Annotated in this window: 10 protein-coding genes and 1 pseudogene; 6 read left to right on the forward strand and 5 right to left on the reverse strand. The window is 39.4% G+C overall.

The features are described 5' to 3' along the window. On the reverse strand, positions 1–788 hold a 788-nt coding region (locus tag C1642_RS19440), incomplete at its 3' end, for a purine-cytosine permease family protein (protein ID WP_416202829.1). Between the two features lie 195 nt (positions 789–983). Between C1642_RS19440 and C1642_RS13510 the strand changes: the two genes are divergently transcribed. Together C1642_RS13510 and C1642_RS13515 are read left to right on the forward strand one after the other, a co-directional pair. Continuing rightward, a complete protein-coding gene (locus C1642_RS13510) occupies positions 984–4,448 on the forward strand; it encodes an ATP-binding protein (RefSeq protein ID WP_103236440.1) in 3,465 nt (1,154 codons plus the stop codon). Beyond that, the gene (locus tag C1642_RS13515) at positions 4,445–5,404 is read left to right on the forward strand and encodes a response regulator transcription factor (RefSeq protein WP_103236441.1); all 960 of its coding nucleotides are present in this window, start codon (positions 4,445–4,447) and stop codon (positions 5,402–5,404) included. Before C1642_RS13510 ends, C1642_RS13515 begins: the two co-directional genes overlap by 4 nt. 46 nt (positions 5,405–5,450) lie before the next feature. Here C1642_RS13515 and C1642_RS13520 read toward each other — a convergent pair whose 3' ends face one another. After that, complete coding sequence (locus C1642_RS13520) at positions 5,451–6,521, reverse strand: alpha/beta hydrolase (protein ID WP_103236442.1); 1,071 nt, start codon at positions 6,519–6,521, stop codon at positions 5,451–5,453. 45 nt (positions 6,522–6,566) lie between these two features. Continuing rightward, on the reverse strand, positions 6,567–7,043 hold the full coding sequence (locus C1642_RS13525) for a cyclophilin-like fold protein (protein WP_103236443.1): 477 nt from the start codon (positions 7,041–7,043) through the stop codon (positions 6,567–6,569). A 285-nt stretch (positions 7,044–7,328) separates the two neighbouring features. Between C1642_RS13525 and C1642_RS13530 the strand changes: the two genes are divergently transcribed. Then, positions 7,329–8,219, forward strand: coding sequence for a LysR family transcriptional regulator (locus C1642_RS13530; RefSeq protein ID WP_103236444.1), 891 nt, complete (start codon positions 7,329–7,331; stop codon positions 8,217–8,219). Here the strand turns inward: C1642_RS13530 and C1642_RS13535 are convergent. Then, entirely contained in the window at positions 8,197–9,402 is a 1,206-nt protein-coding gene (locus tag C1642_RS13535) for an MFS transporter (protein ID WP_024433325.1), read from the reverse strand. The two genes, C1642_RS13530 and C1642_RS13535, sit on opposite strands and share 23 nt — an antisense overlap. A 262-nt stretch (positions 9,403–9,664) precedes the next feature. On the opposite strand from C1642_RS13535, the gene C1642_RS13540 reads away from it, so the two are divergent. Then, entirely contained in the window at positions 9,665–9,949 is a 285-nt protein-coding gene (locus C1642_RS13540) for a GNAT family N-acetyltransferase (protein WP_001025680.1), read from the forward strand. Between the two features lie 106 nt (positions 9,950–10,055). On the opposite strand, the gene C1642_RS13545 is transcribed toward C1642_RS13540, so the two are convergent. Then, positions 10,056–10,169, reverse strand: a complete 114-nt coding sequence (locus C1642_RS13545) for a hypothetical protein (protein WP_002017921.1) — start codon at positions 10,167–10,169, stop codon at positions 10,056–10,058. A 64-nt stretch (positions 10,170–10,233) separates the two neighbouring features. Here C1642_RS13545 and C1642_RS13550 point away from each other — a divergent pair, with 64 nt between their 5' ends. Both C1642_RS13550 and C1642_RS13555 read left to right on the forward strand, forming a co-directional pair. Beyond that, positions 10,234–10,893 carry an amino acid ABC transporter permease gene (locus C1642_RS13550; RefSeq protein ID WP_001104465.1) on the forward strand — a complete coding sequence of 220 codons (660 nt, stop codon included), beginning with the start codon at positions 10,234–10,236 and terminating at the stop codon, positions 10,891–10,893. After that, positions 10,883–11,072 (forward strand): annotated as a pseudogene (locus tag C1642_RS13555) (amino acid ABC transporter permease); the annotation flags it as partial. The gene C1642_RS13550 and the pseudogene C1642_RS13555, both read left to right, overlap by 11 nt.

Here is an 11,072-nt window from a genome sequence, read left to right on the forward strand (position 1 = left end):
ATAACTGCAGCCCACCATGCTTTGCTATTTTCTTTTGTTTTTGCAGGCATGAAGCGTAGGTAGTCAATTTGCTCACCGATTTGCATGATGAGGGATAAGCATATACCCGCACCAAGCATAATCGCTGCCATATCTACAGGTGCAAAACCTTCATGACCTGTAAACGTTGCAAACTGGCTAACTAAGGTAGGTTCTTGGTAAATCAGATAGGCTACAGGACCAATCATTAGAACGAGCCAAAGTGGGGTAGTCCAGACTTGTAATTTACTTAAAGCTTTCATGCCGTAAATGACGAGTGGAATGACCATAACGGTTGAGATGAGGTAACCTGCCCAAAGCGGAATGCCTAAACCGAGCAATAACCCTTGCGCCATGATTGAACCTTCAAGGGCAAAGAAAATAAAGGTGAAACTGGCGAAAATGATACTGGTCAGGACCGAACCGATATAACCAAAACCTGCACCGCGGGTAATTAAGTCAAGGTCGATGTTATAGCGAGCTGCGTAGTAGGCTAAAGGAATGCCGGTTAAGAAGATAATAATCGCTGCAAATAAAATGGAGAAAACAGCATTGGTTGTTCCATAAGACATACCAATACTGGCACCAATAGAAAAGTCAGCAAGATAGGCAATACCACCAAGTGCAGTAATAGCAACAACTTTGGGACTCCAGCGCCGAAAGCTGTGTGGAGCATAACGTAAAGTATAATCTTCTAAGGTTTCATTCACTGCTTTTTGTGAATCTGTACCTTGCACAGTGTCCAGATTTGGATGTTCAGATACACTCATAACATCAATCTCCCAATCATTTTCGGTCAATCAACACAAATATTGATCATTGTTTTTTGATGGTTTTGAGTGTGTGATTTTTGGGGAAAATTGAAAATACGTTATTTTGCGTATATGTGCGTATTAGAAAAAATCGCCATGATAAATGACTTTTGGCATAAGGATTGCTGGGTTTAATGCAGCCACATGCCAAACATGAGTGTTATGCCAGATTCTTCACGCCCCCAACAAGCGCCACAACGTGTGATCAAAACACGCCGTGAATATAATATTTGGGTGGCAGATGAAAGTATCGAAGATTATGCGCTTCGCTACGCACCCACCTCAGTAAGAAAATGGTCGCCTTGGACGGTAACCAATACCGCAATTTCAACAGTCAGCTTTTTGGCGATGGAAGCCATTGGGGCAACCATGCTTTGGCAATATGGCTTTAGCAATGCAGTATGGGCAGCAATTGTCGTATGTACCATCATATTCTTGACCAGTTGGCCAATTAGTTATTACGCCGCAAAATATAATGTAGACGTCGATTTGCTTACTCGTGGTGCAGGTTTTGGCTACATTGGCTCGACCATTACATCTCTAATTTATGCCAGCTTTACCTTTATTTTGCTTGCCTTTGAAGCCGCAATTATGGCAATGGCTCTTGAGCTTGCCTTAGGCATTCCGCAAGTTATCGGTTACTTAATTTCTGCCTTAGTGATTTTACCTTTAGTGGTCAAAGGCATTGGTTTTATTAATAAAGTTCAGGCGATCACACAACCAATCTGGCTCTTATTGCTGTTATTACCGTGGTTTTTTGTACTTTGGAAGCAGCCACAAATTTTAAGTAGTAGCTTGCATTTTGTTGGGGCGGTTTCAAACTCAACCGATTTTAATCTGTATTACTTTGGTGCGGCGTGCACTCTTATTTTTTCATTTGTGATCCAAATTGGTGAGCAAGCCGACTATTTACGTTTCTTACCGCAAAAAGAAAAGAACAGAACTGCATGGCGTTTTGCCGTTTTTCTAGGTGGTCCATCTTGGATTATTTTTGGATTTCTAAAAGTTTTGATGGGTATGCTGCTGATGGTGTTGGCTTTTCAGCTGTTTATTCCTGTCTCTGAACTAGACAATCCGACTTATCTGTATTGGGTTGCCTATCAACAATTTATTCCAAACCCTCAGCTTGCTTTAATATTGACTCTAGCACTGGTTTGCTTGGCGCAAATTAAAATTAATATGACCAATGCCTACGCTGGTTCATTGGCATGGTCTAACTTTTTTGCTCGTTTAACTCATAGCCATCCGGGACGAATTGTCTGGCTTCTTTTTAACGTGTTTATTGCCATTGTTTTGATGGAAATGGGAATTAGCCATGCGGTTGAACGCATTTTGGGGCTATATAGCAATATCGCTTTGGCATGGATTGGTGCCGTTGTTGCCGATTTAATTATCTGTAAACCTTTAGGTTTAAGCCCGAAAGGAATTGAATTTCGTCGTGCTTACTTATATGACATCAACCCCGTAGGCGTGGGCGCTTTACTGATTGCTTCAGTGTTATCGATGCTGAGCTATTTGGGCTTTTTCGGATTGATGGCGAAAGGTTTAGCAAGTTTCATTGCTTTGGGGAGTGCGGTGTTATGCGTTCCTATTATTGCTTACCTAACCAAAGGCAAATATTACATTGCACGCCAGCCTGAAAAAATTCAGGCGACGTCGGTTGCTAACTGTGTGGTATGTGAACGGGATTATGAGCTTGCTGATATGGCGGGCTGCCCAGCCTATAACGGTACGATTTGCTCTCTATGCTGTTCACTTGAAGCCCGCTGTCACGATTTATGTAAACCCGATGCACGTTGGTCAGTTCAGCTCAAAAAAGCCATCTGGCACTATTTACCAGAACGTTGGGCTAGCCGTTTAAATAGCAGGGTCAGTTTGTATTTATTACTGACTCTAGGGCTGTCTATTGTTTTGGCAGTGAGCTTGAGTCTGGTTTATATCCAAGAAAAAACCTATTTAGAAACGGTAAATGCGGCAGCCGTTCCTCAGTTATTTACGCTGTTTGTCAAAATTTACACTATTTTATTTTTATTAATGAGTGTTGCTGCATGGTGGTTAGTGTTAAACGATGAAAGCCGTCGTAATGCCGAAGTCGAAACGCATCAGCAAACAGCATTATTGATTGATGAAATTGCTGCCCATGAAGTCACTTCAAAAGACTTACAAGACGCCAGAATAGCAGCAGAACGAGCAAATGATGCAAAAAGCCGTTATGTCATTGGCATTAGTCACGAACTAAGAACGCCTCTAAATAGTATTTTGGGCTATAGCCAATTACTTCAAAAACAAGAGCAGCTTTCAGAACAAGGCAAAATGGCGCTTGGGGTGATTAGCCGTAGTGGGCAGCATTTGACTTCACTCATTGACGGTTTACTAGATTTAGCACGCATTGAAACAGGCAAGATTTCTTTAAATGTAGTGGATGTGCATTTCCCCAATTTTATTGAACAGATTATTCAAATGTTTCAGCCACAGTTTGAACAGAAGAATTTACAGTTTGTTTATGAAATTGGAGAAAACCTACCGCACTACGTTCGTACCGACAAAAAACGCTTAGAGCAAGTGCTCATCAATTTACTGGGCAATGCTTTAAAGTTTACGACAAGCGGCACAATTACTTTAAAAGTCGAATACCGTTTTCAAACGGCTTATTTTGAAATTAGAGATACGGGCTGTGGTATTGCTGAGGCTGATTTAGAGCGAATCTTTAACCCGTTTGAACGGGGCAGCAATGTAGTACAAGGCGGATTTACCGGAACAGGACTCGGACTACCCATTGTAAAATTGTTGGTCGATTTACTCGGTGGCCAGCTATCTGTGACCAGTCAGCTCAATCAGGGTTCACAGTTTAAGATTAAGTTTTATTTACCTTCAAAAGAAGTGGTTCATCCAATTTCTAATGTCTACTCCAACCAAATTACGGGTTATCAAGGCGAACGAAAACGAATTTTGGTTGTCGATAATGAAGCTGTGGACCGAGGTTTGGTTGCTAATTTTCTCAAACCTTTGGGATTTATGATTGAAGAAGCCGAGTCGGGCATTGACTGTTTAAGACGTGTACCTATTTTTCAGCCGAACCTGATTTTGATGGATTTAAATATGCCTTTGATGGGCGGGTGGGAAACAGCACGATTATTGCGTCAGAATAATATTACCAATGTGCCGATCTTAATTATTTCAGCCAATGCAGGCGAGCGTGAAGTCAATCCACAAGACGCCGTCTTAAGTGAAGACTTTATGTTAAAACCAATCGACCTGAATTTGTTGCTGAGTAAAATTGGAGATAAGTTGGGCTTAGTTTGGATTGATTCTAAATCAGATGCAAACCTTGAAAATAATGAAGTTCAAACACTGGATGTAAAGGTGTTTAAGCAAGAGCAAGTTGCTGTTCATACGCCAATTAAACAACCTGAAAATAATGATCTGATCGATTTACCGCAAAGCTTGCAACAGTTAAATGATTTAATTGGGCAGGGTTATATTCGAGGAATTCAACAGACTTTAATGCAATGCCGGCAAAATTTTCCGGAGCATGATGAGTTATGGGAACAGCTGGAACAGGCTATTCGAAAGTTTGATTTAAAACACGCGCAACGATTGATTCAGGATAAGCAATGAGTACGCAACATGTTTCTTTTCAGCAAGCTTCGCCAAACGAGCAGGCTGTTATTCTGATTGTAGATGATGTGCCGGAAAATTTAGGCTTGCTACATGAAAGTCTGGATCAGGCAGGTTATCGCGTGCTTGTCACAACTGATGGGTTAAGTGCAATTGAAATTGCACACCGATGCTTACCGGATATGATTTTGCTTGATGGCAATATGCCACATATGGACGGTTTTGAAAGTTGCATACAGCTTAAAGCGAGTCCAATTACGCAGTTTATTCCCGTTATTTTTATGACAGGTTTGTCTGAGACAGAACATATTGTGCGTGGTTTTCAGGTCGGCGGGGTGGACTATGTAACCAAGCCTCTGAATATTGAAGAAGTATTGGCAAGGGTAAAAACACATTTGGCACATGCCAAACTATTGCAACAACAGAAACAGGTGATTGATGCAACGGAAACAGCCATTCTTGCGCTAGATGTTCACGGTAAAATTGTGTGGAAAACCCAAAAAGCCAGTGATCTACTAAATCAATATTTACCTGAATTAGAAGGTTTTGAAGCAGGCTTAAAAGCTTGGTTTTCAGACTTAGAGCATGAAAAAGACCCTAAAAAATTAACCAGCTGTTCTTATTCAACACCATCTCAGCAATTACAGCTTTTATTGCTTACACCGTGGGAAACTGAACCAAGTGTGGCAAAAAATTATCTGATACAGATCAAGACAACTACGCCAGCTTTGGAAATGGCTGATATTTTAAAATATTGCCCGCAGTTGACTCAACGTGAAGCAGAAGTCATGCACTGGTTGTTGTTAGGAAAAACCAATAAAGACATTGCAGAAATTTTGGAGCTTAGTCCACGGACAGTGAATAAACATTTAGAGCATGTTTTTGAAAAACTTTGCGTTGAAAACCGAACTGCTGCGGTGGCGCATATTAATAGTCTGGTGCAAGATTTTCATTAAGTTAATTAAAAAGCTAGAGGCCCGTGTTGAGCCTCTATCATCTGTATTACTTCAAGTTTTGTTTAAAGAAACTGGTTAATTTATTAAATGGAATGAGATCGACCCGATCATATAAATCGACATGTCCAGCACCTTTAACGTAGTAAAGTTCTTTAGGTTGGCCTGCGAGTTTATAAGCTTCTTCACTAAACTCCTTTGAATGAGCCTGATCACCTGTAATAAACAACATCGGACGTGGTGAAATCGTTTCAATGTCGTTAAATGGGTAGAAGTTTAAAAATTTGACATTACTGGTGAGAGTTGGGTGGGTTGTAAGCTCTCTCGATGAGCCTTTAGGCGTATATTCTCCGCGTGGAGTACGATAAAAGTCGTAAAATTCACGTTGAATAGGGTGTGTATCTGCTGTTAGCTCATGCGTAGTTCCGCTGGTATATTTGGTTTCACCACCTTTAAACTCAACATAACGCTGTGCAGCGGCTTCTGCAATAATTTGCTTTCTCTGCTCTAGGGTTTGTGAGTGACGTAAGCCATTGCGGTTTGCTGCGCCCATATCATACATGCTGACAGTTGCTATCGCTTTCATACGCGGATCAATTTTTGCTGCACTAATGACAAAACTCCCACTTCCACAAATACCTAATACACCAATATTATTAGGATCAATGAAAGATTGTGTTCCCAAATAATCTACAGCGGCACTAAACGCTTCTGCATAAATGTCTGGTGCCACCACATTTCTTGGTTGGCCCGCGCTTTCACCCCAAAATGATTGATCAATTGCTAAGGTCACAAAACCTTGTTCAGCCAGTTTTTGTGCATAAAGCATAGAGCTTTGTTCTTTTACAGCCCCCATAGGGTGGCCAATTATAATTGCAGAGGCTTTGATCTTTTTATTCAAATTTTTGGGAATAACCAGATTGCCAACAATATCCATATTGTATTGATTTTTAAAAGTCACTTTTTGAATAGTCACTTGCTGACTTTGATAAAAGTTATTTGCACCATTAGACATATCGGCCGCCATAGCTGAAGTTGAAGAAAATAGACCAATAGTTACTGCACAAATTGCAGCCGCCGTATGGGTTTTAAGCTTTTTAAATAAGGGAGATGTACTCATAAATACCTCAATTTAAACAATGTGAATGGGAGAGTAGGTGCATGCTTATTTGATTTGTGAAATTGAAATTTTGATCTGTTGTTTTTGCTTGAATGCTTGGGGAATAGCATCTAGTTTTCCCAGAAAAATGAGGCCATTCGCGTAACCAACATGAGAATCTTTATAGAAAAAAGCCAGATTACCCCACGGAGCATAATAGGTAAGATCACCCGCTTTTCCGGCATATCCATGAGGCGCGTTTTGTGTAGTTAGCTTGGTGGGTAGATCGGCTATTTTTTCGGTAGCGTCATAATCTTTAAGTGTTAATGTCAGTGGAAGCTGTTTGATAAAATCTTCAACAGTAGGTGTTATAGCTAATGTGGCAAATAGTGGTTGCTGTGTTCCATCAATATCAATACGGATTTTCATCATCGATACCCTTTGTTGATTTTTACCTTGAGGCTTTATTGCATAAGAAGCGGAAGTCACTGAGAACAAAAAACATAGGCTGACTAAGCCTTTAAAAAACTTATAACTAGCCATATCAACTCACCTCGCTTCTTTAAGAAAAAGCACATAAATGCAATGAAGCTATTTATTCTTTAACGTAAAGATATGAGTGGAATTTATTAATTTTTTACAATAATAAAATGACTCATAATAATCGCCTCAGTTTATTTAAATCTTCATATTTACTGCTTGATATGGATTTTAACGAATCTTCTTTTTAATAATTAGTCTAAAAAACAAACATGGACTTATGAGTAATATTCATGAATGGTTTTATCCTTTATAATGAGGTTGACTCCCCAATAAGAGATAAAGCAGATGATAAATAAAGAAAACTATAATGATCTTTATGCTTTTTTAATGGTGGCAAGAGAGGGTAGTTTTACTAAGGCTGCTGGGAAAATGGGAATTTCACAATCTGCGCTGAGCCATACGATTCGGGGTTTAGAAGAACGTTTGGGAATGTTGCTCCTGACCAGAACCACACGTAGTGTTTCACCTACAGCAGCAGGCGAAAGGTTGAAACAAACAATTAGTGCTAGCTTCGATCAGATTGATAATGAATTATCCCTTTTAACTTCATTTCGAGACCAACCCGCTGGTACAGTTCGGATTAATGCTAGCAGCCATGCGATACGGGAAGTGCTGATTCCAAAACTTAAAAAGATTGCTGGTGTTTATCCTGATGTACAAGTAGAAGTGACTGCCTATAGCGGCATGGTCGATATTGTGGCAGAACGCTTTGATGCTGGCGTTCGTTTCGGAAGCCGCGTAGCTGATGGCATGATTGCAGTACGCATTAGTCCAGATGTCAAAATGGCGGTAATAGCAACACCAGCATATTTTGAACAATATGGAATTCCTCATACTCCTAAAGATTTATTCAATCATCAATGTATTGGCTATCGTTTAACCACCCAAGGTAGTGTTTATGCGTGGGAATTTGTGAAAGATGGTCAAGAAACAAAAGTTAAAATTCAGGGGCAATGGATATTTAATGAAAGTTATGAGATTGCACAAGCTGTTCGGGCCGGATTTGGACTAGCTTATATTCCAGAAGATTTGATTCGAGAAGATCTAAAAGAAGGGAAGCTGATTCAAGTTTTAGCAGAGTACAGTATCCAGTTTCCCGGATACCATTTGTACTATCCACATCGCAGACAACTTTCACCTGCATTACGGTTGGTTATTGATGTGCTACGTGAGTAGCATTCCGCCATGTAATATAAGCAGTCATCGCGCCTAATAGCAAAATAGTTGCGCTCATATAGAACGTGGCGCTATAGCCATGTGAGTCATATAATAATCCACCTATAGTTGCACCTAGGGTAATTGCAAATTGAATAATCGCAACCATCAAACCACCACCAATTTCGGCATCTTGATGTAGTGTTTGGGCAAGCCATGTATTCCATGCAACAGGTGCCGACGTTCCAATAAAGCCCCATAAACCCATCAATATAGCAACAAACCATAAATGCTCACCACCAAATACAAAAGCTCCAGCAATCACTGCCATGATGAATGGAATAAGAATCAGATAACGATAAACATGTTGATGGAGGATTAAACTAATTACAAATGTACCCACTAAACCTGCTAAACCCAATATTAATAATAAAATGGATAGCATTGTCGCATCGACATGAGTAACGGTTTCTAGAAATGGGCGTAGATAGGTAAATAGCGCAAATTGACCCATAAAGAGTAATAAAATTCCGGTCATCCCATAAAGTACAATTGGGCGTTTTAGTAAACCAAATGGATTTTTAGATTTCTCGGCCGACAATATTGTAGGAAGAGAAGGCATACTTTTAAATTGCCAAATAAGTGCAACAATCGCGATGGGGACAATACAGAAAAAAGCACCACGCCAGCCAATAATTGAACCCAAAAAACTTCCTAATGGTGCTGCAATTGTGGTGGCTAGAGCATTTCCGCCATTTAATAAACCGAGTGCTTTAGGTACTGAAAGCGGAGGAACGAGTCGCATAACAATTGATGTCGACATGGCCCAAAAACCACCAATCACTACGCCTAAGATTGCACGTCCCAACATAAACAAAACCGCAGAATGGGCAAATGTAATGACTATGCCAGAGACAACCATCAGTAGGGTGAGTAATAAAATGATATGACGTCGGTCCAATGCCTTAAATACACGGCTAATCGATAAGCTGGTAATAACAGCAAAAATACCAGAAATTGCGATTGCTTGACCCACTTGGCCTTCACTGATATTTAAATCTAAAGAGATGGGGGTAAGTAAACTTACAGGCATGAACTCAGATGCAATTAATACTGCACAGCAGAGCGACATTACAAAGACGGCACCCCAGGCAGGTGTTGAATGTTCATATGTGCTTTGCTCAATTTGATGAAAAGAAGACATAAAAGTTCCAATCTCAAAACCATTGAATTTTCATAAATGAAATGAATAAAATTTGGTCGCAGAGCTTAACAACAATGATTTGAGAGGATTAGACGCTGAATTACGAATAGAATTATGAATTTTATGCATGAATTGTATTTAAAAAGCATACAGACTCACTGCTAAAAATAGGCTATTTTTTTACAGTTAAATTTGTTCTTATAGATAAAGATATATAAAGTCATTTTTAAATAAATACGATTTGTAATATGAGGAATTCATTGTGAATATTCAACAAAAAGATGATACAAAACACGGCAGCTTTAGCTTACTTGATGGTGAAACCGTTGCAGGCGAAATGACTTATACATGGGCAGGCGAAAGCATGCTAATTATTGATGCCACAGATGTAAACGAAAATTATCGTGGACAAGGCGTAGGTCGCCAATTACTTGATGCTTTGGTTGCCTTTGTTCGTGAAAAAGACGTAAAAGTAATTCCACTTTGCCCATATGCAAAATCGGTTTTTGATAAAGACCCAAGTATTGGTGATGTACTTAGAAAATAAGCAATAGATTAAAAATCATTTAATAAAAATCGGGCCTTGGTGTCCGATTTTTTATTGGCTTTATTATTCATCTTTGTTTTAGTGAATATGTTTTAAGCAGTTGTATTCAACTGATTTGAAGGTTTTCGATTGCCAAATCGAATTTATCAAACTTATAGAAAAGCTTATCTAATAAAAATAGTTTTAGACCAATTGGGAAAAAAATAAACTTGTTACACAAATATTTAATGGCTGACGAAAGCTAAATATTTATAACGTTTTAATATTATTTGTTGGAATTTTCCTTGAACTGGCAGTATATCCATAGTGTGTTGCCGCAATTTTTCTCTGCAACTTTGACCACGCTGAAAATCTCAATTATCAGCATTATTCTGGCAATTATTGTAGGGCTGATTTGCAGCATTTTAATCACATATCGCGTGCGGGTGCTAAATAGAATTGCCCAGTTCTATATTGAGTTATCTCGAAATACCCCCTTATTAATTCAACTGTTCTTTTTGTATTACGGTTTGCCAAAACTCGGTATCAAAATTGATGGTTTTGCTTGCGGTGTAATCGGACTGACCTTTTTAGGTGGAAGCTATATGGCGGAAGCTTTTCGAGCAGGTTTGCAGTCGGTGGCCAAAGGACAGATTGACTCAGCAAAAAGTATTGGTTTGCAACCGACTCAAATTTTTAGATATGTCATTTTCCCTCAAGCGCTTGCCATTTCAATTCCGGCAATAGGGGCAAATTGCCTATTTCTAATTAAAGAAAGTTCTGTGGTGAGTGCCATTGCTGTCGTTGAGCTGCTTTTTGTGACCAAAGACTTAATTGGCATGGACTATAAAACTACGGAAGCTTTGTTTTTACTCATCATGGCTTATCTGATTATTTTATTGCCCGTGTCTATTTTAACCAGTTATCTGGAGCACAGAAGTCGGAAGGTGAGCCATGGAACTTGATTATCTATTTCAAGCGAGTCACCTCGAACGTTTAATGTGGGGACTTTGGGCAACTGCAAAAATTGCTTTTATTTCGGTGTTTTTCTCTGCAATTTTCGGCACAGTTTTCGGCGTCATTATGACTTCTAAAAACATAGTCGTTAAAGCGCTGTGCCGCCTGTATTTAGAAGCTATTCGAA

Origin of the sequence: Acinetobacter sp. AKBS16, from assembly GCF_002899995.1 — a bacterium.
Lineage (GTDB): Bacteria > Pseudomonadota > Gammaproteobacteria > Pseudomonadales > Moraxellaceae > Acinetobacter > Acinetobacter baumannii.